Source organism: Citrifermentans bemidjiense Bem, from assembly GCF_000020725.1.
GTDB lineage: Bacteria > Desulfobacterota > Desulfuromonadia > Geobacterales > Geobacteraceae > Geomonas > Geomonas bemidjiensis.
In genome coordinates this window covers 3,345,412-3,371,378 of the sequence record NC_011146.1, presented here as the reverse complement: position 1 = coordinate 3,371,378, position 25,967 = coordinate 3,345,412, and the positions used below count along the sequence as shown (strand labels likewise).

Genomic DNA, 25,967 nt, shown 5'->3' with positions numbered 1-25,967 from the left:
TACAAGAGGTTCATCGCTTGGTCCCCCCTCCCCTTGCGGGAGGGGGTTAGGGGGTTCCTCGCCGCTTTTACTAGCTAATTAACTGCCATAACCTACGGTTATAATGATAATACGCGGTTATAGGTAAGGCTAACTTGCTGGAATCACTTCCTTTCGTCTCCGGTGCGCTCTTATTCTATTACTGAAGGTTATAACTGTTCCTGGTGCCACGGAAGCGGGAATTGACTATTAACTTCATGAAACCAGTAAGTTAGCTGAATCGCTGTTTTTGGCATCATGCCTGCTCTAGGAAGGTTAGAAAATGAAGCGAGGCGCAACGGCGCTCGCTAAAGCTAACCCCGACAGAGGAGGTCGTCATGGCAGCGATGTTTTGGATCCAGTTCGTGCTAGTGCTGGGAGCGGTGTTGATAGGTATCCGCAGAGGCGGAGTGGCCCTGGGGTTAATCGGCGGGCTAGGCGTCACGGTGCTGGTGCTCGGGTTCCGCAGTGTCCCTTCCGAGCCCCCGATAGCCGTGATGCTTATCATCCTCGCGGTGGTGACGGCGTCGGCGACCCTGCAGGTGGCGGGGGGGCTGGACTACCTCGTGCAACTGACTGAGAAGCTTTTGCGCGCTCATCCCAAGTACGTCACCATCCTCGCGCCTTTGTCCACCTTCTTCCTTACCGTATGTTGCGGCACCGGCCATGCCGTGTACGCGCTGCTTCCGGTCATCTCTGACGTGGCCCTGAAGACGAAGATCCGCCCCGAGCGCCCCATGGCGATCTCGAGCGTCGCCTCGCAGATGGGTATCACCGCCAGCCCGGTGGCTGCCGCCGTCACATTCTTCCTCGGCTTCGCCGCCAAGGCGGGGCACCCCGTCACCCTCATCGACATCATCTCCGTCACCATGCCTGCCGGCATCATCGGCGTGCTGGCCGCCGCCGCGTGGAGCTTCAACCGCGGCAAGGACCTCGACAAGGACCCTGAATTTCAGGCCCGTCTCGAGGATCCGGAGTTCCGCAAGGGGCTTGACGGTGAGGTCACTACTCTCGGCATGAAGATCTCCACCACCGCCAAGGTCTCCGTGGCCCTGTTCTTTGCCGGCGTAGGCAGCATCATCCTGATCGCCAGCTGTCCCTGGATTCTCCCTTTGACCGCTGAAGGCAAACCGATCGCCATGACCACCGTGGTCCAGTTTGTCATGCTTGCCTTCGGCGCCTTCATCATGTTCAGCGGCAACGTCAAGGCCAAGGAAATAGCCCACTCCAGCGTCTTCACCGCCGGTATGATCGCGGTTGTCTCCATCTTCGGCATCGCCTGGATGAGCGATACCTTCATCACCGCCAACAAGAAGTTCCTGGTAGACAACATCGGCGTCATGGTGAAGATGGCTCCCTGGACCTTCGCCATTGCCACCTTCTGCATCTCCGCCTTCGTTAAAAGCCAGGCAGCGACCTTGGCCATCACCCTTCCCCTGGGGCTCGCCCTCGGGCTCCCGGTACCGCTGCTACTCGGCCTGATGCCGGCAAGCTACGCCTACTTCTTCTTCGCCTTCTACCCCAGCGACCTGGCCGCCATCAACATGGACCGCACCGGCACGACCAGGATCGGGAAATACCTACTGAATCACAGCTTCATGATTCCCGGGCTGATCGGAGTCAGCGTCTCAACCGTGGTCGCCTACGCCATCTCGCAGATCCTTCTCTAAACCCGCTTCGCAGGGATGAAGGGGATGGAAGGGATATAAAAAAAGCTAAAAACAGCGGAAATGGAAAAAGGGTCCTGGCGGAATATGCCGGGACCCTTTTTTTAATCCTGTCGTTGCGTAAAAAACTCCCTCTCCCCCTGGGAGAGGGTACGAGGCTGTTAGGCGAGCTCGAAGTTGTTCTGGTAGGCCATCAGGGTATTGATCATCAGCGCCGCGACGGTCATGCGCCCAACGCCGCCAGGGACCGGCGTGATCCACTCGCACTTGGGCGCGACGGCAGCAAAATCCACGTCTCCAACCAACTTGCCGTTCTCCAGCCGGTTGATGCCGACGTCTATAAGCGTTACCCCGTCCTTGACCATGTCGGGCGTGACGAAGCCGGGGATGCCGACGGCAACGATGACGATGTCGGCACGGCGGGTCTCGTCGAGCAGCAGCTCACGCGGCGTCTCGATATGGGTCAGCGTGACGGTGGCGTTGCCGATGTCGAAGTCGTTGGAGAGCATTATGGAGATAGGCTTGCCGACGATGTTGGAGCGTCCGATGACCACGCAGTGCTTACCCGCGACCGGCACCTGGTAGAACTGCAGCAGCTTGCAGATGCCGTAGGCGGTCGCCGGGCGGAAGGCCTTTTGCCCGAGCGCCATGCGCCCGAAGTTGGTGGGGTGGAAGCCGTCGATGTCCTTCTCGGGTGCTATCGCGTTGATCACCCGCTGGGCGTTGATCTGCTTGGGGAGCGGGAGCTGGACGATGACCCCGTCGGTGGAGGCGTCGGCGTTGATCTGTTGGATCAGCCAGAGCAGCTCCTTCTCGGTCACGGTCTCGGGAAGCCGGATCAGGTTGCTCTCGAAGCCGGAAAGGGTGCAGGTGGTGACCTTGGATTTCACGTACGATTCGCTGGGTGCGTGGTTGCCGACCAGGACCACCGTCATGTGCGGTTTCCTGAGGCCGAAGTCGACGTGGCGCGCGACCTGTTTCGCTATGCCTGCGATCAGGCTGTCGGCGCATTTCTTACCGTCTAAAAGATTCATGCTGGTTCCTTAGCTATGGGTTGCATCCCCTGTAGATGACTTCTTGGGCCTGCTCAAAAATTTGTATCACAAAAAAAGCAACGCCTCAACAGCTACTTAGCTGGATGCGGTATACGTCATCCGTGCCGCCGGCAGCATGGCTCCGGTAGCCGATGCGTCCAGGCGGCAACGGTTGAGCCAGCTTTTTCACCTTCACATGGCAATTCGGGCGGTGAGCCGCTCTTGGTCCCCCCTCCCCTTGCGGGAGGGGGGGAGAGCATCCTCCGCAAAGTCCGGGATGACCCTCTTGGGAGCGGGAGCTGGTTCCCTGATAGCAGGCAATTAAAAGGGGTATGGGTGGTAACGTGTTGAAGTCGCGCCTGTTTTAACCGCTAAAAATATTAGCGCTATTTAATTGATAAACAGGAGGTATACCAATACTAAACTTTTCGTTGACAAAATTTCGGGAAAACAATAGAGTGCCGAAATACAAAAGGTTTACTGATACTAAACCGGGGAGGATTTCTTGAAAATCGGTGAGAGGTTGAAGAGGCTCAGGATGGTCAACTCGCTTACCCAGGAGGAACTGGCCAGCCGCGCCGATCTTACCAAAGGTTTCATCTCGCAGCTGGAGAACGACGCCACTTCGCCGTCGATTGCGACGCTGAAGGACATCGTCGACGTCTTCGGCATCAGCATGCAGGAGTTCTTCAGCGAGGAGACCGACCAGGACATCGTTTTCGGCAAGGAAGCCCGGGTTCAGGCTACCGATGACGGCGACAGCGTGAAGGTGGAGCTCCTGGTGCCGGGCGCGCAGAATCGGGATATGGACCCGGTGCTGGTGACGCTGGACCCCGGTGGTGAGATGGACGAACAGCCGATCCACGAAGGCGAGGAGTTCGGCTACGTGATCTCCGGGAAGGTGCAGCTCAGGCTGGACGACAAGCTGTACACGGTGGACAAGGGTGAGTGTTTTTATTTCGCTTCAGACCGCAAGCACGCGGTGAAGAATGTAGGAAAAAGCGCGGCGAAGCTTCTCTGGGTTGTGACGCCGCCGACGTTTTACTATTGATAAGAGGAGAGTAAGTGAAATGAGCAAAGTACTGATTATCGGGGCAGGCGGTGTAGGCGGGGTTGTGGCGCACAAGTGCGCTCAGGCCACTGCAATCACGGCCATCACGCTGGCATCGCGCACGGAGTCGAAATGCCGCGCCATCGCGGAGCAGATCGAGTTCCCGGTCGCCACCGCGCAGGTTAACGCCGACAACGTCCCGGAATTAATAGAGCTGATCGAGCGCGAAAAGCCGACGCTGGTGATCAACGTGGCGCTTCCCTACCAGGATCTGACCATCATGGACGCCTGCCTCGCGACCGGCGTCGATTATCTCGACACCGCCAACTACGAGCCGCTGGATACCGCGAAGTTCGAGTACAGCTGGCAGTGGGCCTATCAGGAGCGCTTCAAGGAGAAGGGGCTTATGGCGCTTCTTGGCTCGGGCTTCGACCCGGGCGTCACCAACGTCTACACCGCCCTCGCCGCCAAGAACTACCTGGACGAGGTGCATGAGATCGACATCATCGACGCGAACGCCGGCAACCACGGCCAGCCCTTCGCCACCAACTTCAACCCGGAGATCAACATCCGCGAGGTCACCGCTCCCTGCCGCCACTGGGAAAACGGCCAGTGGGTGGAGACCGCGCCGCTTGCCACCAAGCAGAGCTTCGATTTCCCGGACGGCATCGGCCCGATGAACATCTACCGCATGTACCACGAGGAGATGGAGTCGCTGGTCAAGCACATCCCGACCATCAAGAAGGCGCAGTTCTGGATGACCTTCTCGGACAACTACCTGAAGCACCTCGAGGTGCTGCAGAACGTCGGCATGACCCGCATCGACGAGGTCGAGTTCAACGGCCAGAAGATCGTGCCGCTGCAGTTTTTGAAGGCGGTACTTCCTGATCCCGGCAGCCTGGGTCCGCTCACCAAAGGGCGCACCTGCATCGGCGTCATCGCACGCGGCATCAAGGACGGCAAGAGGAAACAGGTCTACATCTACAACATCTGCGACCACGAGGCGTGCTACCGCGAGGTTAAATCGCAGGCGATCAGCTACACCACCGGCGTTCCCGCCGTGGTCGGCGCCATCATGATGCTGACCGACAAGTGGCGCGGCGAAGGTGTCTTCAACATGGAGCAATTCGATCCGGAACCGTTCCTGGAAAAACTGGGCTCGATGGGGCTGCCGACCGTGGTAGTCGACGGCGGCGAGTGGGCGGAACTTACGTGACCAAACTGCATGTGGAAGAAATGACGAGGCTTGCCCCATCTCCATCCTACGTGGTGGACCTGGGGCGGCTGCGCCATAACCTGGCCATTTTGAACGAGGTACAGAAAAAAAGCGGGGCGAAGATCCTCCTCGCGCTCAAGGCGTTTTCCATGTGGAGCGTCTTCCCGATCATCGCGAATACGCTCCATGGCGTCTGCGCCAGCTCCCCCTGGGAGGCGCGGCTGGGGATGGAGGAGTTCGGCGGCGAGGTGCACAGTTTTTCCGCTGCTTTCAAGGAAAGCGACGTGGTCGAGCTCCTCACCACCTCCAATCACCTGGTCTTCAACTCCTTCAACCAGTTGGAGCGCTTCCGGCCGCTTTGGGAGCAGTACGCCGGGAAAGTCTCGGTAGGGCTCAGGGTAAACCCGGGGCACTCCGAGGGGCACACGCCGATCTACGACCCGGCCGCGCCCAAGTCGCGCCTGGGAATCCTCCGTTCCGAGTTCGACGATAAATCGCTGCAGGGGGTGGAGGGGCTTCACTTCCACACGCTCTGCGAGCAGCTCTTCGAGCCGCTGGAGCGGACCGCGCGCGTCTTCGAGGAGCAGTTCGGGGAGTTCCTGCCGCGGATGAAATGGCTGAACCTGGGAGGCGGGCACCACATCACCCGGGAAGGGTACGACGTCGACGCGCTTATCAAGCTGGTGCGCTACTTCAGGGAGAAGTACGACCTGGAGGTCTACCTGGAGCCCGGCGAGGCGATCGCCATCGGCACCGGGATACTGGTTTCCGAGGTGCTCGACGTGGTGCATAACGAGGTGGACATAGCCGTACTCGACGTCTCGGCCACCTGCCACATGCCGGATATCCTGGAGATGCCCTACCGCCCCGAGATCCTGGGCGGGTACGATGCCGGGGAAAAGGCGCACGACTACCGCCTGGGGGGACCGTCCTGCCTGGCGGGCGACGTGATCGGCGACTGGTCTTTCGATCACCCGCTAGCCGTGGGGGAGAAACTCGCCTTTCTCGACATGTCGCACTACACCATGGTGAAGACCACAACCTTTAACGGGATACAACATCCCCATATCTGTACCTTTGAGCCGCAGACCGGCGAGCTGAAAGTCGTAAGGAGCTTCGGCTACCAGGACTTCAAAAGCCGCCTGTCCTGATGACGCAACATCCCCATTTCATGAAGCACACGGTGAACTGAATTATGGCCAAATGGACTATCAACGATTCCTCGAAGATCTACAACATCGACAACTGGGGCGCGGAGCTCTTCTCCATCAACAAGAAGGGGAACGTCTGCGTGCATCCGTCCCCCAACTCCAAGTACTCCATCGATCTCAAGGTGCTGGTTGACGACTTGATCAAGAGGAAGATCAAGCCTCCGATCCTCCTGCGCTTCATGAACATCCTGGAGGGGCGCATCGCCTCCATCAGCCGGGTGTTCAAAAACGCGATCAGCGACAACAACTACCCGGCCAAGTACCAGACCTTCTACCCCATCAAGGTGAACCAGCAGCGCCAGGTGGTGGAGGCGATCGCGAACTTCGGCAAGAAGTACAACATCGGCCTCGAGGTCGGCTCCAAGCCTGAGCTGGTGGCGGCGATCTCCATGTCGACCGGGAACAACCTCCCCATCCTCTGCAACGGCTACAAGGACACCGAATTCATCGAGACGGTGCTCTTCGCGACCCGCGTCGGCTACGACATCACCATCGTCGTGGAGAAACTCTTCGAGCTGGAGAAGATCGTCGAGGTTTCCAAGCGCACCGGAATCGTGCCGAAACTCGGCATCCGGGTGAAGCTCTCCTCCAAAGGGATCGGCAAGTGGTCCACCTCCGGCGGCGACGACGCCAAGTTCGGCCTGCGCATCTCCGAACTGATCGCCGCCATCGACATGCTCAAGCAAAACGACATGCTCGACAGCGTGAAGCTCCTGCATTTCCACGTCGGGAGCCAGATCACCAAGATCGACAAGATCAAGAACGCGCTCATCGAGGGGACCAGGATCTACGCGGAGATGAGGAAGCTAGGTGTCAACCTGGAATTCCTCGATATCGGCGGCGGGCTTGGGGTCGACTACGACGGTTCCAAGTCGAGCTACTTCTCCAGCGTCAACTACTCGCTCGAAGAGTACGCCAACGACGTCATCTACCAGGTGAAGAACATCTGCGACGACGCAGGTGTCCCTTGCCCGAACATCATCTCCGAGTCCGGGCGCGCCACCGTCGCCCACTACTCGGTATTGGTCACCGACGTCTTGAACAACAACACCCAGACGCTGATGCCGGACTTCGAGTCGATCCTGACCGAGCCGGAGAAGCTCTCGCCGACCGTTAAAAAGCTGGTCGACATCTACAAGAGCATCGACAAGCATTCCTTGCGCGAGGACTACCACGACACCATCCAGCTGATCCAGGAGTCGGTGAGCCTGTTCAACCTGGGCTACCTGAACATGGCAGAGCGCGCCAACGCTGAATGGATCTGCTCCAAGATCATCAGGAAGATCAACTCGATCGTGGAAAAGATGAAGCCGATCCCGGACGAGCTGCAGAATTTCCAGCTGAGCCTGAGGCAGACCTATTTCGCCAACTTCTCGCTCTTTCAGTCCATCCCGGACTCCTGGGCCATCGACCAGCTCTTCCCGATCGTCCCGATCCAGCGGCTGGACGAGAAGCCGGACGTGCTGACCTCCATCGCCGACATCACCTGCGATTCAGACGGCGAGATCACCAGCTTCGTCGGCGAGAACGGCAGGACCAAGGCGCTGCCGCTGCACAAGATCAAGGTGGACGAGCAGTACTACATCGGGTTCTTCCTGATCGGTGCCTACCAGGAGATCCTGGGGGACATGCACAACCTCTTCGGCGACACCAACGCGGTGCATATCACCTTCAACAAGAAGACCAATTATAAGATCGACACGGTCATATCCGGCGACGCCACCTGGGAAAGCCTCAAGTACGTGCAGTACGACAGCCAGGAGATTCTCAAGAGGGTGCGCAACAATCTGGAGAAGGACGTCTCGCTGCAGAAGGTCTCCATCGAGGAGAGCAGCCACTTCCTCGAGCTGTTGGATAAGACGCTGCAGTCATACACATATCTGGGGGAGTAGATCCCCCGTTACTGACACAGACGCGAATCAAGGAGAGGCAGCTACAAGCCTCTCCTTTTTTTATGTCTGCCGGATATGGCTGTGTCGGCATTTCTTACACTTCTTATGTTGGAAAATTTTACAAGATGGAGAGTAGAGAGAATAAAATTTTTAGGTAAGATTGTCACTGACAGCACTTACCGCACTGGCACTGAATATGCTGATACTTAACGTTCGGTACTGACTATGGAGGTTACCCATGCTCATTCAAGTGGCTTACGACGACGAGAAATATGACTACGTGAAGGACTTCATGCTGGAGAAGTTGATTGACACCGGCGCCATTTCCAAGTTCAGGCGCAGTTCCGGGTGGGTGCATGTAGGCGTTGACCCCATCCGCAAGCGCACCACCCAGAGCAAGGCGGTCGAACAAGGAAGCGGGAGCGAGGCAGAGATGAGGGGCGAGGTAGAGAAAAGAAGCGAGCCCTATACCGGGATCGAGAGAAGGGCTGTGAACGCCTGACCTCCATTGATCGCAATAAGGATCACTCCTTCCCCTCGGACTCCCGCCACTGCACGCACTCCTTGGGCCTCTTCGCGAGCTGGCAGAGGTTGTCCAGAATGTTGTAGTGGCTTCTTTCTTCGTTGGCAAGGGTGAGGTAAAGCCGCACCAGCACCGGATCTTCCTCTTTCTTGGCCATTTGTTCGTAGAGCATGACGCTCTCAGCCTCCATCTTCAGCGCTAGCTGGTACGCGCCCAGCGCGTCCTGCGTCTCCCGCGGGGCCTCCGGCCTTTCGATCAGGTCGGTGAAGACGCTCCTTGCCTGCATGAGCATGGTCGAATCCGCCATTCCCCAGTTCTTACCCTCCTTTAGGCTTTTGAACAGGTCGTAATGCTTTTGTTCGTCGGCTGCCAGACCGGTGAAGATTCCTTTCAGCTCCGGAATCCGGGCCGACTCGGCCAGTGTTTCGTAATACGCCTTCCCTTGCAGCTCGATCTTCATAGCAAAGTCAAAAACGTTCATGGCGTTCCTCCATTCACTTAACCGGTGGATGTTCTGTGGCAGTCGTTCTCTACTGAGTATGGGGAGCAAAGGGTTGCTATGTGAGGATTCTCATGGTAGTGCCTCTCTTTGTCAAGAGAAGGGTGCCGGAGCCTCTTTTGACTATGCAATGGCTAAAAAGCTTGTAGACAAATAAGACCAAAATGGTATGTTTAGGGCAAGTCCTTGCTCTCAAGCAGTACGGCACTGATGTCTAAGGCGGTGAGTCAATAAAGCAGTAGGGGAGGATACTATGAACAGAAGCATCAAGCATTTTGCTGCCATCTTCGCGGCGGCTTTTCTCGTAATGGTCCCGGCGTTTGCCATTGCATCGACCTGGAACATAGATCCGGAACACTCAAGCGCGCAGTTCAAGGTACGTCACCTGATGGTTTCGCACGTTAAGGGAGGCTTCGGGAAGGTTTCCGGTGTGGTTACGGTGGACGACAAGGACGTCGCTAAATCGCACGTTACTGCCAGCATCGACACAGCCTCGCTCGATTCGGGTGTTGCCAAGAGGGACGCGCATCTAAAGAGCGCCGACTTCCTGGACGTCGAGAAGTACCCGACCATGACCTTTACCTCGACGAAGATCGATAAAAAAGGGGACGGCAAGCTCAGGATGACTGGCAACCTGACCCTGCATGGCATGACCAGGCCGGTCGTTCTGGAGGTCGACGGACCGTCTGCGGAGGTGAAGGATCCGATGGGAAATATCCGGCGCGGCGCCTCAGCTACCACCAAGATCAGCAGGAAGGAGTTTGGAGTTGTCTGGAACAAGGCACTTGAGGCTGGTGGGGTGGCGGTCGGCGATGACGTCGATATCAGCATCGAGGTGGAAATGATCTTGGCTAAGTAACTTGCAGGAAGAAGCTGAATGCAGGGCAGGGCCATCAACTCTCAACGGGTTGATGGCCTTGCTTTTTTCTGCACAGGATCCGATACTTAGGCGCATGACGCAGTTATACACCCACGCGTGCGGGGGTAGTCTTAATGAATACAGTGACTTGGAAGTTTTATCAGTGGGCGGGACGACTCTTTAACTGTCCCAGGTGTATGAAAAAAAGATACTATCGGCTGCGGCCGGAAGAGCGCTACGAATGGGTGATTGCTGTGATTTCAATGACTTGAGGATAAAATCGCTTCGCATGCAGCTCTGGCATGCTTGATGCTCTTCATGAATCAAGCAGACTAAAGAACTGATTCCAAAAAGGAGGATGTCATGAGAGCGAGAGCACCTATTACCGCGATTCTTGCAACGGCCGCTTCTGCGACCACGGCTTTTGCAGCAAACGGTGCGCAGGTCGACGAGCCTGGCATCCTTGTCTGGGCCTTCATGGGATTTGCCGCCGTCATCGTAGCGGGGCAGATGGTTCCCGCAGCGCTCCTGGTATTCGGCGCGCTGAAGGCGCTCCTCGGCAAGCCCGAGGAAGCGAAGATGAAGGCGTAAAGGGACAGGGAGGCTGCTGCAAAACGGCAAAAGCCGCTCGAATTTTCGAGCGGCTTTTGCTTTTTCCGGATTGCGTAATCTTCCGCCGTCGATTCCGGCTCATACTCCCTCCCCCCTTGCGGGGGAGGGTTGGAGTGGGGGGGAAGGCGCCAAGCTATGACTCTGTTGCAGCTTCACCCACCCCCCGACCCCCTCCCGTCGAGGGAGGGGGAGAGTAGTGGACGAAGATCAACTGTGATCAACATTCATGGAATCGATGGCACCTATGGCTGCTAGCCTTTCAATCGCTCGGCCAAAAGCTCGGCGGTATGCTTCACCTTCACCCCGCCCTCTTGCTGATCGAATCCGCCGCGGATCTGCATCACGCACCCCGGGCAGTCCATGGCCACTACCGGCGCCCCGGTTTCCTTGATGTTCTGCAGTTTCCGCTTGAGTATTGGCGCCGAGATCTCGGGAAGCTTCATGGAGTAGGAACCTCCCATGCCGCAGCACATGTCGCACTCGAACATCTCCTCCAGCTGGTAACCCGCCTTTTGCAGCAGTTCGCGCGGCTCTTCCGACACCTTGAGCGTCCGCTTGAGATGGCAGGAGTCGTGGTAGGTGATTTTCGAAAGCCCTTCCCCTTCCTCAAAGCTCAGCCTTCCTTCATCGGTCAACCGCTTCACGAGGGTGGAGAGATCCACCGTCTTAGCGGCCAGCTCCTGCGCTTTTTCCATCCACTCGGTCTGTCCCAGGCTTTCCAGGGTCTTGCCGAACTCGTGCGCCAGCGCCACCGTGCAGGTGGGGCAGGCGGAGACCACGTACTGCGCCTCCTGCTGCAAGAGCGCTTGTATGTTGTCCACGGCGTTTTGCGCCGCGACCTCGTAGGCCCCGTTGTAGAGCGCCGGGGCTCCGCAGCAGGTCTGCTCCTCGGGGAAGACCACCTCGATCCCCGCCTTATTCAGCAGCTTCACCAGCGCGACCCCCGTCTCGGGGTAGGCGAAGTCGATCAGGCAGCCGGCGTAGAAGACGGCCTTTTCCTTTGCCTGCGGCTGCACGATCTCCGGGAAGATGTCCCTGAACGGCTTCTCCGCGATGGCCGGGAGGCTGCGTCCGTCGGTTAGGTCGGCCAGAAACAGCGGCAGGTGGCGGATGAACCCTGCGGAGCTGAAGGGCTTTGCGGCGACGGAGGCGGCGCGCAGCATGCCGTGGAAAAGCCTTCTGTTGTTCACCACGCCGAATATCGCCTTCTGCAGCAGCGGCTGCCCCTTTTCCAGCACCAGCCTGCGCCGTATCTCCATGATCATCTCGGGTATGTCGAGCTTGCCCGGGCAGACCTCCTTGCAGTTGCCGCACTGGATGCAAAGCCCCTGTATATCCTCGGACTTCTTCAGCTCGTCGAACCAGGCGGTGAGGATGGTGCCGATCCCCCCGGTGTAGATGCTGCCGAAGACGTGCCCCCCCACCAGCCGGAAGATCGGGCAGACGTTCAGGCAGGAGCCGCAGCGGATGCATTGCAGAGCCTGCTTGAACTTGGGGTCCTGCGCCATCTCAGTGCGCCGGTTGTCCATCAGGATGATGTGCAGCTCCTTTTCGCTCCCGTCGTCGTTAGGTGTGGGGCCGGTGATGATGGAGACGTAGCTGGTGAGAAGCTGCGCCGTGGCGCTCCTGGGTAGCGCGTCCAGGATGGGGGCGACGCTCTCGAACTTCTCCACCAGTTTCTCGACGCCGATCAGCGCCACGTGGATCCTGGGAAGGGAAGTTACGAGCCTCGCGTTCCCCTCGTTGGTCACAAGCACGATGCTTCCGGTCTCGGCGACGGCTATGTTGCCGCCGGAGATACCCATGTCCGCGGCCAGGAACTTAGGGCGGAGTTCGTTGCGGGCCACCTTCACCAGCCTCGGGATGTCGGTGGAGAGCCGCTCGTCGACCTCTTTGCTGAAGATCTCCGCCACCTCCTCCTTGGTCATGTGGATGGCCGGCATGACCATGTGCGACGGGGTTTGGCCGGCGAGCTGGATGATCCATTCCCCCAGGTCGGTTTCGGCGACCGAGATTCCCTCGTCCAGCAGGGCACGGTTCAGGTGGATCTCCTCCGTCGCCATGGACTTCGACTTCACCACGCTCCTGACCCCTTTATCCTTGGCCAGTTGCAGGATGTAGCGCTTCACCTCCTGTGGGTCGCGGGTGCGGAACACCTTGGCGCCGAGCGCTTCGGCGTTCGCCTTGAAGACATCGGCTACCTCGTCCAGGTGGCAGGCGGCCTTCGACTTCGCCTCGGCGACGGTGGAGCGGAGCGCCTCGAAGTCCATCCCATCGTAGGCCTTGGCGCGGTTCACCTTGTAGGCTTCAGAAAACTTCCCCAGCGCGCCAGTCAGGTTGGCGTCGTTGAGGGCCCGGTTGATCGATGCCTTGAACTCTTTTTTCATCGGCTAACCCCCTCAAGCCCGTCCACGAAGATGATGACCAGACGTTGGGGGCCGTGCACCCCGATGGTGAGCACCCGCTCGATGTCGGCGGTGCGGCTGGGACCGGTGATGAATGCTATGTAGCGGCTGGTCCTGGGGGAGATCCTGCTGAAAAGGGAGACCTTGTCCGGGACGATGTTGGCGCTCGGGACGAGGGCTATGTGGATGTCGGTGAGCGAGGAGGCGAGCCGGTCGGCGGCGGCGCTTTGATCCTGCACCAGCGAACCGGTGTCGGCGACGGCGAAGCTCATTTCGCTGATCCCCACCTTTGCCTGGGCCGCACGCTCCCGGGTCACCTCGAACGAAAGCCCCGGCAGCTCCTTTAGTGCCCCCCGGTCAATCCCATTCAGGAAGGTCCCTTCCGCCCATACCGCTCGGCAGCCGGGAAGATCGACGACGTTTTCATCCTTCAGCAAGGAGACGATCAGCTCAACCGCCTCTATCTTGCCGCCGACCCGATGCACCTCCGCCCCGACGGCGGACGCCTTGGTCTTGAATAGCTCGTACATGCTCTGGTTCCCTCCATCCGGCTCTCGCGCCGGTTTCACCGCCTGCAGGATCGGTCCCGCCGAAGCTGCAGGAAAGCTGTTTTAAACGGTGACGTTCCGGCTGTTTCGACATACATGCGCCCCACTTCTCGGGTCACTCGGCGCATATGCGGGAAAATAGATATTACCAAATCGCTAAGGCATCGTAGTTTAAAAACACACGTATGTAAAGCCGTTTAGTGGTCGCAGGCAAAAAAACTTGACACCGTATTCAAAAGGTGGTTAATTGGCCTGACCAAAATGTATAACCCGGTTTGATTGGCCTGTTCTCCTGCCCGCCAGGCACCGGGTGGCTCAGGCCCAAGACGACGATTGATCCGTTTTACGGTTTAGCTGCACCTAAAAGGCACCGACGCCCCACATACTGCATCAAGAGCAAAGGAGAACTCAAGTCATGCCATGGATTCAGAGCTACACACCTGTAGCGGGTAGTCTCGCGATGTCGGCTTTGGTCGCCGCCATCCCCCTCGTCGTCATCTTCATCTGTCTGGCCGTCTTCAAGATGAAGGCGCACAAGGCGGGCCCCTTGGCGGTCGCCTCCGCCGTCGCCATCGCGATCTTCGTCTGGCAGATGCCGGCGAAACTTGCCGGGCTCGCCACCATCCACGGCGCGGCCTTCGGTCTGTTCCCTGTCTTCTACATCGTGGTGACCACCATTCTCCTTTACAACATCACCGTCAAGGGGGGGCAGTTCGAGATCATCCGCGCCTCCCTGGCGGGGCTCACCGGTGACCGCCGACTGCAGGCGCTTCTGATCGCCTTCTGCTTCGGCGCCTTCATCGAGGGGGCCGCGGGCTTCGGCACCCCGGTCGCCATCGCCGGCGCCACCCTGGTGGGCCTCGGTTTCCGTCCCTTCTACGCCGCAGGGGTCTGTCTCATCGCCAACACCGCGCCGGTCGCCTTCGGTGCCATCGGCATTCCGGTGGTCGCGCTGGCGGGCGTCATGGGTTACGACGACGGCGGCCTGATGAAGCTCTCCACCATGGTGGGGAGGCAGCTTCCCTTCGTCTCCGTGTTCATCCCGTTCTACGTCATCATGATCATGGTAGGCTGGAAGAAGACCATCGAAGTCCTCCCCGCCATCGTCGTCTGCGGCGTCACCTTCGCCTTTGCCCAGTGGGGCACCGCCAGCTATCTCGGTCCCTACCTCCCCGACGTTACCGCCTCGCTTCTGACCCTGGCCGCCCTCGTCATCCTGCTCAAGTTCTGGCAGCCCAAAACCGTCTGGACCTTCGATCACGAACCCGAGTTCTCCGGCAAGGAAAGTCACGAATACACCGGCGGTCAGGTGTTCCGCGCCTGGGCTCCCTACCTTGTCCTCACCATCATGGTGCTGGTATGGGGCATCCCGTCCGTTAAGACCTCCCTGGATAAGAGCAAGGTGGTGGTCCCGGTCACAGGCCTCGACAACGCCATCGTGAAAAAGGTCTCCAAGCCGGAGGACGGCGTCAAGAAGGTCGCCGCGGTTAAGGCCGAAGCGGCCAAACAGGCGGCGCTCCTCGCGCCGGCCGACGCCAAGCAGGCAGCACTTGCGGCTGGCCTTGCGGAACTGCAGGGGCTGGAAGACAAGCTCCTCGTCGTCGAGCAGAGCCTCCCCGCCGGAAAGGCCGTGGTCACCGCCGAGCGTCTGGCCGCCTACGACGCGGTCGACAAGAAGCAGAAGGACCTGCAGAAGATAGAAAAGGAACTGGTCGAGGCGAAGTCGGCGGACAAGGCGCAGTTCAAGGCGCTGGACAAGGCGGTCGCGGACCAGCTCCCGGCCAAGATTGCCGCCAAGTTCACCTTCAACTTCATGTCCGCTGCCGGTACCGCCATACTCATCGCCGCCATCCTCTCGGCACTTATCTGCGGCGTCGGCATCGGCGAATTCTTCCAGGTGCTGGGCAAGACCCTGTTCGACATGCGCTGGCCGGCTGTGACCGTCGCCTCCGTGGTCGGCCTTGCCTTCGTCATGAACGCCTCGGGCATGACCACCAGCATGGGGATCTCCTTCACCAAGGCAGGCGCGTTCTTCCCGTTCCTCTCTCCCTTCCTGGGGATGCTCGGGGTCTTCCTGACCGGCTCCGATACCTCCAGCAACGTCCTCTTCGGCGGGCTGCAGAAGGTGACCGCCGAGCAGCTCGGCATGAACCCGCTTCTGACCGGCGCAGCCAACACCAGCGGCGGCGTCATGGGCAAGATGATCTCGCCGCAGTCCATCGCGGTCGCCTGCGCTGCCACCGGCCTGGTAGGGGAGGAGGGGAACCTGTTCCGCTTCACCCTGAAGCACGCGCTCTTCCTGACTACGGTCATGGGCATCATCGTGGCGCTGCAGGCCTACGTCTTCCCCTGGATGATCCCCTGATGAAACCCGCGCCCCGGGAGGGTCGTCCTCCCGGGGAGACGGTCGTTTCGCCGTTTGCCACGCTCCGATCGTTTGGGGTCAACCGCTAAACACGGCCTCCTGCCGCCAGAGGGAAAAAACAGCAAGCTGGTAGCGATCATGACAAAAACCGCATTCAACATATCCTGGCAGGTACTGCTCCTGTGGCTGGTATTTCGCCTGGGGACCTTTCTGGTCGCCTTGCTGCATCTCTCCCTGCCGGGCAACGTGGCAGGGATGCTGATCATGTTCCTCCTTTTGGCGAGCGGCGCGGTGAAGCCGTCGCTCATCGAAGAGGGGGGCGGCTTCCTCCTCAAACACTTCGCCTTCTTCTTCATCCCGATCTCGGTGGGACTCATGACCTTCGGGGATCTGATGCGTCAAAGCGGCGCGGTCCTCCTCCTCGTCCTCACCGTGAGCGCCCTGGTGGGGGTGGCGGCTACCGGGGTCTCGGTGGAACTGCTGCAGGGGAGATCGTCACGATGAACCTGCTCTTCAGTGCCTCCCTTATCCTGCTGACCCTTGGGGCTTATCTCGCGACCCGCCGCATCTTCCTTGCCTACCGGCACCCGCTGCTGAACCCGGTCTTCCTGAGCACCGTCGTCATCATCTCCCTCATGAAGCTCACGGGGTACTCCTGGGACGACTACCAGCCGGCCAAGGAGGTGATGACCTTCCTGCTCGGCCCAGCCACGGTGGCGCTCGCCCTGCCGCTCTACCACAACCGGTCGCTGTTGCGCCGGCATGCTCCTACAGTTCTGGCAGGGGTTGCCGCTGGGTCGCTGACTACCATGGCCGCAGCCCTGGTAGCTGGAAGGCTTTTCTCCTTGGGCGACACCCTGCTCCTCTCCCTGGGGCCGAAATCCGTGACCGTCCCCATAGCCGTGGAGATCTCGCGCCTATGCGGAGGGGAAGCCCCGCTTACCGCTGCCTTCGTAGTGGCCACGGGAATGCTCGGCTCCATCCTCGGGCCGGGAGCGCTCTCGCTACTCAGGGTGAAGCACCCGATGGCCCGGGGGCTCGCGCTCGGCACCGTTTCCCATGGCCAGGGAACCGCGGTGGCGCTAATGGAGAGCGAGACCGCAGGCGCCATGAGCGGGGTAGCCATGGCGCTTGCCGCCGTATTTACCGCATTGGTAGCACCATATTACCTCCCGCTTTTCCTGCGCTAGCCGGGGACGGGACGTAAAGCATCGACACTTCATACAAGCCAAAAAAAGGAACAGATGCCATGGAAAACAGTTTCATAAAGGCGCTGGCCGGAATCGTCGGAGCACCGAACACCCTGACCGATCCCGAATCGCTCGCCTGCTACGGATACGATTCCACCCCCGAACTGCAGAGCAGGCCGGGCGCGGTGCTGCTCCCGGGGAGCGCTGAAGAGATTTCGCAGGTCATGGCGCTTTGCCACGAGGCGGGTGTGCGGGTCACCCCCCGCGGCTCCGGCACCAACCTTTCCGGCGGCTCCATCTCCTTCGATGCCGGGGTGGTGCTGCAGACCAGCCGTCTGAACCGGATCCTGGAGATCGATGAGGAGAACCTGACGGCTACCGTGGAGACCGGCGTGATCACCTCGGCGCTGCACCGCGAGGTGGAGGCGAAGGGGCTTTTCTACCCACCCGACCCGGGGAGCATGAACATCTCCACCATGGGTGGGAACGTGGCCGAGAACTCCGGGGGGTTGCGCGGTCTCAAGTACGGCGTGACCGACGACTACGTGATGGGGCTTAAGACGGTCCTCGCCGACGGCGACCTGTTGAAGACCGGCGGCAAGGTGGTGAAGGACGTGGCGGGCTACAACCTGAACCAGCTCCTCGTCTCCTCCGAGGGGACACTAGGCATCTTCACGGAGATCACCGTGAAGCTGATCCCGAAGCCGGTGGCCAAGAAGACCATGCTGGTGCACTTCCCGCAGTTGGAGCAGGCGGCCCTCACCGTCTCGCACATCATCGCCGCGCGCATCATCCCGGCCACCTTGGAATTCCTGGACCGGGTCACCATCAAGTGCGTCGAGGATTACGCCCACGTGGGGCTGCCGCTCGACGTCGACGCGGTGCTCCTCATCGAGGTGGACGGCCACCCCGCCCAGGTGGAGGAGGACGCCGCCGGCATCAGGGAGATCTGCGAGCGGCACCACTGCTCCTTCTTCCAGACCGCAGCCGGGCCCGAAGAGGCCTTGAAGCTCGCCACTGCGCGCCGGGTGGCGCTTTCCGCCTTGGCCCGCATGAGGCCCACCACCATCTTGGAGGACGCAACAGTCCCCAGAAGCTGCATAGCGCCCATGGTGAAGCTGATCCAAGACACCGCCAGGAAGTACGACCTCCTGATCGGCACCTTCGGCCATGCCGGCGACGGCAACCTCCACCCCACCTGCCTCACCGACGAGAGGAACCCCGACGAGATCTCCCGCGCCCACAAGGCCTTCGGCGAGATCTTCGAGGCCACCATAGCCATGGGGGGGACCATCACCGGCGAGCACGGGGTAGGGGTGGCCAAGAAGAAGTACCTACCTAAGCTGGTGGGAGAGTCCGGTCTGCGCGTTATGCGCGGCATCAAGGGCGCGCTCGATCCCAAGGGGATACTGAACCCTGGGAAAATCTTTAGTCTGACTTCGGACTAGTCCGACCCGTCTGACCTGTCCGACGCCGTTTCTTCAACAAGAGGATGCACCATGGATTACGTCAAGCTGATCAACTGCATGCGCTGCGGCATGTGCCTGCCGCACTGCCCGACCTATAAGGAGACCTTCCTGGAAACCGCCTCGCCGCGCGGACGCGTGGCGCTGGTGCGCAAGCTCCAGGAAGGGGAGCTGGTGGAAAGCGAGAAGTTCCTGGAGTACGTCTCTCTCTGCCTTGACTGCCAGGCCTGCGCCTCCGCCTGCCCCTGCGGCGTCAACGCCGGCGAACTGGTGGCCGAGTTCCGCTGCGAGAGCAAGAAGGAGAAGGGGCTCTCCATGATGGAGGACCTGGTCCTGAGAAAGCTGGTGCCGCACCCGGACCGCCTGGAGGCCGCTACGGCGCCGCTTCGGCTCTACCAGAAAACCGGCCTGCAGCAGGTGGTCCGCTCGCTGGGGCTCTTGAAACTGTTCCCTGAGGCGCTGGGACGCATGGAAGGGCTTCTGCCTAAGCTCCCCGACGCGCCGCTGCGCCAGACCATCAGCGAGGTGACGCCGGCGGCTGGAAAAGAGAAGGGGACCGCGGGCTTTTTCCTTGGCTGCGTCATGAGCCTCATCTTCAGCGAGGCGAGCCTTGCCACGGTGCAGCTGCTCTCGACTTTGGGATACCGGGTGGTGACCCCCAAGGCTCAGAAGTGCTGCGGCGCTCCCAACATGCTGGGGCACGATCTGGACGGGCTCAAGGAGGCCGCTAGCTTCAACACCGACCTCTTCGACTCCTTCGACCTCGATTTCGTGGTCACCGACTGCGGCGGCTGCGGGGCCGAGCTGAAGAAGTACGGCCAGCACCTGGACGGCGAGCGCAAAGCCGAGGAATTCAGCGCCAGCGTGCGCGACATCTCCGAAGTCCTCTTCGCCGAGTCGGAGGCTTTGGCCGCAAAACTCAAACCCCTGCCGTTAAAGGTCACCTACCACGACCCCTGCCACATCGCCCACTGCCAGGGCATCCGCAGCCAGCCGCGCGCGCTGATCAAGCTGATACCCGGAATCGACTTCCGCGAGCTCCCCGAGGCGGATGCCTGCTGCGGGTCGGCGGGTACCTACAACATCGAGAAGCCGGAGATGGCGGACCTGGTGCTGTCGCGCAAGGTGCAAAACGTGCAGAAGACGGGAGCCGAATACCTCGTGACCAGCAACCCCGGGTGCCTCTTGCAGCTCAAGAAGGCGCTCTCGGAGGCCGAGCCGCAGGTAAGGGTGATTCATCTCACCGAACTGCTTCAGATGAGCATGAATGCGTGAGGGTAGGGGAGGTTACCTCTTCATGCCGTATACGGAATTTTCCCGGCTGCCAGATTGGTCAAAAATATTTACCAGAAAACCTATTGCCTTCCTCTTACATATGTAGTATCGGTGCCTTATGAAATTTACGCCGATAAAACCGAAAAAAGTATCGACCCAGATCGCGGAGCAGATCCGCAGTTCCATACTGGCCGGCGAGTTCAACCCGGGGGAGAAGCTTCCCCCCGAGCGCGAGCTTGCCGAGCTTTTCGGCGTCTCCCGTCCTTCGGTGCGCGAGGCGCTCAACATCCTTACCTCCTCCGGACTCGTCGAGACCTATCAAGGGGGGGGCACGCTGGTCCGTTCCCTGGTGGAGAACTCCGCCGGGATGCCGCTCTCCGAGCTGATCCGCATTGACGGCGACCGTGCCCTCGACGTGATCGAAGTGCGCAAGGGGATGGAGTCCTGGACCGCCTGGTACGCCGCTACCCGGGCGCTCCCCGAGGACGTTCGGCGCCTGCAGGTTGTTGTCGACGGCATGGCCAAAAACCTGGAGCAGCTGAAGGCTTCGGAGGATTTCGACGCCCACTTCCACATGCTGGTCGCCCGCGCCACCCACAACGTGGTCTGGGGCCACATGATGCAGAGCATTTTCGAGGCGATGCAGGAGTTCCAGCGCGACGTCTGGCGCGCCGTTTATATGACGGAGGAGGACCAGCGCCTGCTCTTCAGCCACCACCTGAAGATCTATGAGATGATCAGGGACCGCGACGCCGACGGCGCGAGAGTGGCCATGCTCGAGCACCTGGACTTCGCGCAGAAGAGATGCTCCGCCTACGTCTCCATGCGCGGCACCGAATAACGCGGCACCAAACTACCGATAAAGGCCCGGCAGCGATTCCTGCCGGGCCTTTGTGTTTTACGGCCGGCGACAATCTCCCGCGGCGCCCAAATCCCCCGTTTTTGGTTGAAGCTCACTTTCTTTTTGGGTATAGTGACCCGTTATTTCTTGCAGATTAATTCCAAGGAGGAGTTCGATGATAGATTTTCTGGGTGATTGGAAGAGAAGCAGTTACTGCGGCGAGTTGAGGGGGGGCCACATAGGGCAGGAAGTCACCCTCATGGGTTGGGTCTCCAAGAGGCGCGACCACGGCGGGCTCATCTTCGTCGACCTGCGCGACAGGGACGGCATCTCCCAGATCGTCTTCGACCCGGAGCGCTGTCCCGAGGCCCACGCCAAGGCGGAGTCCGCCAGGAACGAGTACGTCCTTGCCATCAGGGGTACGGTTGCCGCCCGCCCGGAAGGGACCGTCAACCCGAAGATGAAGACCGGCGAGATCGAGGTGCTGGTGACCGAGTGCAAGCTTTTGAACCCCTCCAAGGCGCTCCCTTTCACGCTGGACGGCTTCGTGGACGTCAACGAGAACATCAGGCTCAAGTACCGCTATCTCGACCTTCGCACCGGGACGCTGCAGCAGAACCTGATGCTCCGCTCCAAGGTGGCCCAGTTGACCCGCTCCTACTTGAGCGACAACGGCTTCATCGAACTGGAGACCCCTTTCCTCACCAAGTCCACCCCGGAAGGGGCGCGCGACTTCCTGGTTCCCTCCCGCATCAACAAGGGCGAGTTCTACGCGCTGCCGCAGTCCCCGCAGCTCTTCAAGCAGATCCTCATGGTCTCCGGCTTTGACCGCTACTTCCAGATCGTGCGCTGCTTCCGCGACGAGGACCTGCGCGCCGACCGCCAGCCCGAGTTCACCCAGATCGACTGCGAGATGTCCTTCATCGACCGCGAGGACATCATCACCGTGATGGAAGGGCTCATGGCCCGCATCTTCACCGAGGCCAGAGGGGTCAAGGTTGAGCTCCCGATCGAGAGGATGACCTACCAGGAGGCGATCCGCCGCTTCGGCGTGGACAACCCGGACCTTCGTTTTGGGCTCGAACTGGTAGAGCTCTCCGACATCGTCAAGAACTCCGGTTTCAAGGTCTTCGCCGACGTGGTGAACGGCGGCGGGATCGTCAAGGGTATGAACGTCAAGGGCGCCGGCGCCATGAGCCGCAAGGAAATCGACGACCTGACCGAGTTCGCCAAGATCTACGGCGCCAAGGGTCTCGCCTACGTGAAGATGACCGCCGAAGGGTGGCAATCCCCCATCGCCAAGTTCTTCACCCCCGAAGAGATCGCCACCATGGATAAGGCCTTCGACGCCAAAGAAGGGGACCTGCTCCTCTTCGTCGCCGACAAGCCGAAGGTGGTCAACGATTCGCTGGGCAAACTCAGGAATCATCTCGCCGCCAAGATGGGGCTCACCGATCCCAACGTCTTCCGCTTCGTCTGGATCACCGACTTCCCGCTTCTCGAGTGGGACGAGGAAGCGAAACGCTGGGCGGCGGTGCACCACCCCTTCACCGCGCCCATGGACGAGGACCTGCAGTACGTCGAGAGCGATCCCGGCCGCTGCCGCGCCAAGGCCTACGACCTGGTCCTTAACGGCAACGAGATCGGCGGCGGCTCCATCAGGATCCATCAGGAGGAAGTGCAGTCCCTCATGTTCAAGATGCTGGGGCTCTCCGAGGAGAACGCCCGCTCCAAGTTCGGCTTCCTGCTCGACGCGCTCGAGTACGGCACCCCGCCGCACGGCGGCATCGCCTTCGGCCTGGACCGCCTGATGATGCTGATCACCGGTAGCGACTCGATCCGCGACGTCATCGCTTTCCCGAAGACCCAGAAGGGGGCCTGCCTCATGTCGGACGCCCCCTCCGGTGTCGATGCACTGCAGCTGCGCGAGCTCGGCATTCGTCTCGCCGCCAAGTAGGGGGGCTGTTGAAGCTCGCCGTCCGGTTCATAACTCTTTTGCTCGTCATTTCAGCGGCGGCCTGCGCAACGCAGCCGCCGCGTTTTCGCGATGAGGCGAGCGCGAGGCTCGAACAGCTGAGGCTCCAAGGGGGCGAGCGGCTGCACCCGAACGAGTACGCCGGCACGCTGCAGGCCTTTTTCAAAGGGGACTCGCTGCTTTTGGCCAACGAGCGCGAGGAGGCGGATCGCTACTTCGAGCTGACCCTCTTGAAGGCCGAGCTGCTGGAAAAGACCCTCAACGAGGAAAAGGCGCGTGAGCAGGCCGCGCGCGAGCGGGCCGAAGAGGAAAAGCGGCGCGCCGAACGTGAGAAAAAGGCGCTGGAGGAAGCGGATCGGCGGGCCCGGGCGAAAGCCGCCGCCGAAGAGAGGGCGAAGCGTGAGGCGGCTGAGGTCGAGCGCAGAAAACCCAAGCCTCAAAAGGAGCCGCAACTCGTCGCCTCCTACACGGTGAGAAGGGGCGAATCCCTCCCCCTCATTGCCTCGCGTCCCGAGGTCTACGGCGACCGCGTCCTATGGCCGCTTCTCTACCGCGCCAACCGGGACCAGATCCGGGACCCAAGGCACATCTGGCCCGGCCAGGTGCTGCGCATCCCCCGCAACCAGGGGCGCGACGACATCTCCGAGGCCAGGCGCTACGCCCAGGAACACCCGCTGCACTGACCGCTGTTGACGATATATTTAAACAGTATTTTGCCGTCGTCAAATCCGACTCCACACCCCTTTGCACCACCGCGGATCGAGTGATTTTAACCCCTTGAACTACTCCGTCCGCACCCCTTCCGACTAATTGCAGATGCACCGTATCCCGCCCCGATTTTCCCTTGACAGTGAAAAACGTTTTGTATACTGTATACAAAATTTGTAAACCAGAACAATCCTGCTAACATCCCATAATCCCTTGTATATAGTAAGTCGCATTGTAGGAAGGCCGTTCGCGGCCGAACGGCCGACGGCCGACAGGTTCCCGCAAGCGAATAAAACAGCATATCGGGCACACCGTAGCCGCATAGTTGCCCCTTGAAAACGACTTTAGTGCAATTGGCATGAAACCCAAGGAGAGACAATGACAACAGAAAAAGCAAAGATCGTTTGGACCAAGATCGACGAGGCCCCCGCACTGGCAACCTACTCCCTGCTCCCCATCGTCAACGCCTTCACCAAGGCCGCCGGCGTTGTCGTTGAAACCAGGGACATCTCCCTGGCAGGCAGGATCATTGCCAACTTCCCGGACTACCTGACCGAGAGCCAGAAGATCCCGGACGAGCTGGCGTACCTGGGCGAACTGACCCAGAAGCCGGAAGCGAACATCATCAAGCTTCCGAACGTCTCCGCCTCGATCCCGCAGCTGAAAGCAGCCATCGCCGAGCTCCAGAGCCAGGGTTACAAGCTCCCGGAATACCCGGAAGAGCCGAAGACCGACGAGGAGAAGGCGCTCAACGCACGCTACGCCAAGGTGCTCGGCTCCGCCGTCAACCCGGTCCTCAGGGAAGGCAACTCCGACCGCCGCGTCGCCAAGGCAGTCAAGGAATACGCCAAGAAGCACCCGCACAAGATGGGCGCCTGGTCCTCCGACTCCAAAAGCCACGTCTCCAACATGAGCGCCGGCGACTTCTACCACAGCGAGAAGTCGGTGACCCTGAAAGACGCCACCGTCGCCCGCATCGAGTTCGTCGACAACTTCGGCAACGTCACCGTGATGAAGGAAAAGCTCCCGCTGCAGGCAGGCGAGGTGCTGGACGGCTCCTTCATGAACGTGCGCGCCCTGAGGAAGTTCATCCAGGAGCAGATCGACGACGCTAAAGCCAAGGGCGTGCTCTTCTCCGTGCACCTCAAGGCCACCATGATGAAGATCTCCGACCCGGTCATCTTCGGCCACTTCGTCTCCGTCTATTTCAAGGACGTCTTCGAGAAGCACGCAGCTACCTTCAAGGAAATCGGCGTCAACGCCGACCTGGGCCTTGGCGACCTCTACAAGAAACTCGAGAAGGTTCCGGCAGGGAAGAAGGCCGAGATCGAGGCCGACATCAAGGCCACCTACGCGAAGCAGCCGCCGCTGGCGATGGTCGACTCCGACAAAGGGATCACCAACCTGCACGCGTCCAACGACATCATCATCGACGCCTCCATGCCGGTCGTTATCCGCGACTCCGGCAAGATGTGGGCTCCGGACGGCAAACTCGCCGACACCAAGTGCGTGATTCCGGATACCTGCTACTCCGAGTGGTACCAGGAGTGCATCCAGTTCTGCAAGGAAAACGGCCAGTTCGACCCGACCACCATGGGCGCCACCTCCAACGTCGGCCTCATGGCTCAGAAGGCTGAAGAGTACGGCTCACACGACAAGACCTTCAAGGCTCCGCTGAACGGCACCATGCGCGTAGTCGATGCTTCCGGCGAAGTGCTGATCCAGCACCAGGTCGAAGAGGGGGACATCTGGCGCGGCTGCCAGGCGAAAGATCTCCCGATCCGCGACTGGGTCAAGCTCGCCGTCAACCGTGCCCGCGCCACCGGCGCTCCGGCCGTCTTCTGGCTCGACAAGAACAGGGCTCACGACGCCCAGATGATCAAGAAGGTGGAGACCTACCTGAAGGACCACGACACCAAAGGGCTCGAGCTGCACATCATGTCCCCGGTCGAGGCGATGAAATTCACCCTCCCCAGGGCCAAGAAGGGTCTCGACACCATCACCGTGACCGGCAACGCGCTCAGGGATTACCTGACCGACCTGTTCCCGATCCTCGAGCTCGGCACCTCCGCGAAGATGCTCTCCATCGTTCCGCTTCTTGCGGGCGGCGGCCTCTTCGAAACCGGTGCGGGCGGTTCTGCTCCGAAGCACGTGCAGCAGTTCCAGCAGGAAGGCTACCTCCGTTGGGACTCCCTGGGCGAGTTCCTGGCCCTGGCAGTCTCCCTGGAGCACCTGGCAGCAACCTTCAAAAACGAGAAGGCAGCACTCCTCGCCGAGACCCTCGACGCAGCCAACACCAAGTTCCTGGATCAGAACAAGAACCCGGCGCGTAAGGTAGGCCAGATCGACAACCGCGGCAGCCACTTCTACCTCGCCATGTACTGGGCCGAGGCGGTCGCCGCCCAGACCAAGGACGCGGACCTCGCAGCCCGCTTCGCCAAGGTCGCCAAGGAGCTCCAGGCCAACGAAGAGAAGATCAACGCCGAGCTGATCGGCGCACAGGGCAAGCCGGTCGACATGGGCGGTTACTACCACGCCGACGATGCCAAGACCGAAGCGGCTATGCGCCCGAGCGCAACGCTGAACGCCATCATCAACTCGATCGTATAAAG

At 60.3% G+C, this 25,967-nt stretch carries 21 protein-coding genes; 17 read left to right on the top strand and 4 right to left on the bottom strand.

Going from position 1 to position 25,967, the window contains the following annotated elements:
* Nucleotides 1–356 precede the first annotated feature (356 nt).
* Nucleotides 357–1,688, top strand: a complete 1,332-nt coding sequence (locus tag GBEM_RS14580) for an anaerobic C4-dicarboxylate transporter (RefSeq protein ID WP_012531349.1) — start codon at nt 357–359, stop codon at nt 1,686–1,688.
* Between the two features lie 158 nt (nt 1,689–1,846).
* On the opposite strand, the gene GBEM_RS14575 is transcribed toward GBEM_RS14580, so the two are convergent.
* Complete coding sequence (locus GBEM_RS14575) at nt 1,847–2,719, bottom strand: bifunctional 5,10-methylenetetrahydrofolate dehydrogenase/5,10-methenyltetrahydrofolate cyclohydrolase (RefSeq protein ID WP_012531348.1); 873 nt, start codon at nt 2,717–2,719, stop codon at nt 1,847–1,849.
* Between the two features lie 505 nt (nt 2,720–3,224).
* On the opposite strand from GBEM_RS14575, the gene GBEM_RS14570 reads away from it, so the two are divergent.
* The 5 genes from GBEM_RS14570 to GBEM_RS14550 all read left to right on the top strand — a co-directional run bounded on the left by GBEM_RS14570 (nt 3,225) and on the right by GBEM_RS14550 (nt 8,591).
* Nucleotides 3,225–3,770, top strand: a complete 546-nt coding sequence (locus GBEM_RS14570) for a helix-turn-helix domain-containing protein (protein WP_012531347.1) — start codon at nt 3,225–3,227, stop codon at nt 3,768–3,770.
* A 19-nt stretch (nt 3,771–3,789) separates the two neighbouring features.
* Nucleotides 3,790–4,986 (top strand): saccharopine dehydrogenase family protein, encoded by a 1,197-nt coding sequence (locus GBEM_RS14565; RefSeq protein WP_012531346.1) that lies wholly within the window; start codon nt 3,790–3,792, stop codon nt 4,984–4,986.
* Between the two features lie 20 nt (nt 4,987–5,006).
* Nucleotides 5,007–6,137 carry a carboxynorspermidine decarboxylase gene (gene nspC, locus GBEM_RS14560; protein WP_404813048.1) on the top strand — a complete coding sequence of 377 codons (1,131 nt, stop codon included), beginning with the start codon at nt 5,007–5,009 and terminating at the stop codon, nt 6,135–6,137.
* 44 nt (nt 6,138–6,181) lie between these two features.
* A complete protein-coding gene (gene speA / locus GBEM_RS14555; RefSeq protein ID WP_012531344.1) occupies nt 6,182–8,089 on the top strand; it encodes a biosynthetic arginine decarboxylase in 1,908 nt (635 codons plus the stop codon).
* Nucleotides 8,090–8,327: 238 nt separating this feature from the next.
* Nucleotides 8,328–8,591, top strand: coding sequence for a GSU3473 family protein (locus GBEM_RS14550; protein WP_012531343.1), 264 nt, complete (start codon nt 8,328–8,330; stop codon nt 8,589–8,591).
* Between the two features lie 22 nt (nt 8,592–8,613).
* Here the strand turns inward: GBEM_RS14550 and GBEM_RS14545 are convergent, their stop codons facing one another.
* Complete coding sequence (locus GBEM_RS14545; RefSeq protein ID WP_012531342.1) at nt 8,614–9,093, bottom strand: ferritin-like domain-containing protein; 480 nt, start codon at nt 9,091–9,093, stop codon at nt 8,614–8,616.
* A gap of 271 nt (nt 9,094–9,364) precedes the next feature.
* On the opposite strand from GBEM_RS14545, the gene GBEM_RS14540 reads away from it, so the two are divergent.
* Both GBEM_RS14540 and GBEM_RS14535 read left to right on the top strand, forming a co-directional pair.
* Complete coding sequence (locus GBEM_RS14540) at nt 9,365–9,970, top strand: YceI family protein (RefSeq protein ID WP_012531341.1); 606 nt, start codon at nt 9,365–9,367, stop codon at nt 9,968–9,970.
* A gap of 363 nt (nt 9,971–10,333) precedes the next feature.
* Nucleotides 10,334–10,561, top strand: coding sequence for a hypothetical protein (locus GBEM_RS14535; RefSeq protein ID WP_012531340.1), 228 nt, complete (start codon nt 10,334–10,336; stop codon nt 10,559–10,561).
* A 272-nt stretch (nt 10,562–10,833) separates the two neighbouring features.
* Here the strand turns inward: GBEM_RS14535 and ldhH are convergent, their stop codons facing one another.
* A complete protein-coding gene (gene ldhH, locus GBEM_RS14530; protein WP_012531339.1) occupies nt 10,834–12,969 on the bottom strand; it encodes an L-lactate dehydrogenase (quinone) large subunit LdhH in 2,136 nt (711 codons plus the stop codon).
* On the bottom strand, nt 12,966–13,517 hold the full coding sequence (locus GBEM_RS14525; RefSeq protein WP_012531338.1) for a lactate utilization protein: 552 nt from the start codon (nt 13,515–13,517) through the stop codon (nt 12,966–12,968). Before GBEM_RS14525 ends, ldhH begins: the two co-directional genes overlap by 4 nt.
* Nucleotides 13,518–13,950: 433 nt before the next feature.
* On the opposite strand from GBEM_RS14525, the gene GBEM_RS14520 reads away from it, so the two are divergent.
* The 9 genes from GBEM_RS14520 (at nt 13,951) to GBEM_RS14480 (ending at nt 25,965) form a co-directional block, all read left to right on the top strand.
* Nucleotides 13,951–15,900, top strand: coding sequence for an L-lactate permease (locus tag GBEM_RS14520; protein WP_012531337.1), 1,950 nt, complete (start codon nt 13,951–13,953; stop codon nt 15,898–15,900).
* A gap of 138 nt (nt 15,901–16,038) precedes the next feature.
* Nucleotides 16,039–16,404, top strand: coding sequence for a CidA/LrgA family protein (locus GBEM_RS14515; protein WP_012531336.1), 366 nt, complete (start codon nt 16,039–16,041; stop codon nt 16,402–16,404).
* Complete coding sequence (locus GBEM_RS14510; protein WP_012531335.1) at nt 16,401–17,090, top strand: LrgB family protein; 690 nt, start codon at nt 16,401–16,403, stop codon at nt 17,088–17,090. Before GBEM_RS14515 ends, GBEM_RS14510 begins: the two co-directional genes overlap by 4 nt.
* Before the next feature lie 59 nt (nt 17,091–17,149).
* A complete protein-coding gene (locus GBEM_RS14505) occupies nt 17,150–18,538 on the top strand; it encodes an FAD-binding oxidoreductase (protein WP_012531334.1) in 1,389 nt (462 codons plus the stop codon).
* A gap of 51 nt (nt 18,539–18,589) precedes the next feature.
* Nucleotides 18,590–19,831 (top strand): (Fe-S)-binding protein, encoded by a 1,242-nt coding sequence (locus GBEM_RS14500; protein ID WP_012531333.1) that lies wholly within the window; start codon nt 18,590–18,592, stop codon nt 19,829–19,831.
* Between the two features lie 118 nt (nt 19,832–19,949).
* Entirely contained in the window at nt 19,950–20,672 is a 723-nt protein-coding gene (locus GBEM_RS14495; RefSeq protein WP_012531332.1) for a FadR/GntR family transcriptional regulator, read from the top strand.
* Nucleotides 20,673–20,847: 175 nt separating this feature from the next.
* Nucleotides 20,848–22,629, top strand: coding sequence for an aspartate--tRNA ligase (gene aspS / locus GBEM_RS14490; protein ID WP_012531331.1), 1,782 nt, complete (start codon nt 20,848–20,850; stop codon nt 22,627–22,629).
* A gap of 8 nt (nt 22,630–22,637) precedes the next feature.
* The gene (locus GBEM_RS14485) at nt 22,638–23,330 is read left to right on the top strand and encodes a DUF4398 domain-containing protein (RefSeq protein WP_012531330.1); all 693 of its coding nucleotides are present in this window, start codon (nt 22,638–22,640) and stop codon (nt 23,328–23,330) included.
* 403 nt (nt 23,331–23,733) lie between these two features.
* On the top strand, nt 23,734–25,965 hold the full coding sequence (locus GBEM_RS14480) for an NADP-dependent isocitrate dehydrogenase (RefSeq protein WP_012531329.1): 2,232 nt from the start codon (nt 23,734–23,736) through the stop codon (nt 25,963–25,965).
* The last annotated feature ends 2 nt before the right edge of the window (nt 25,966–25,967 follow it).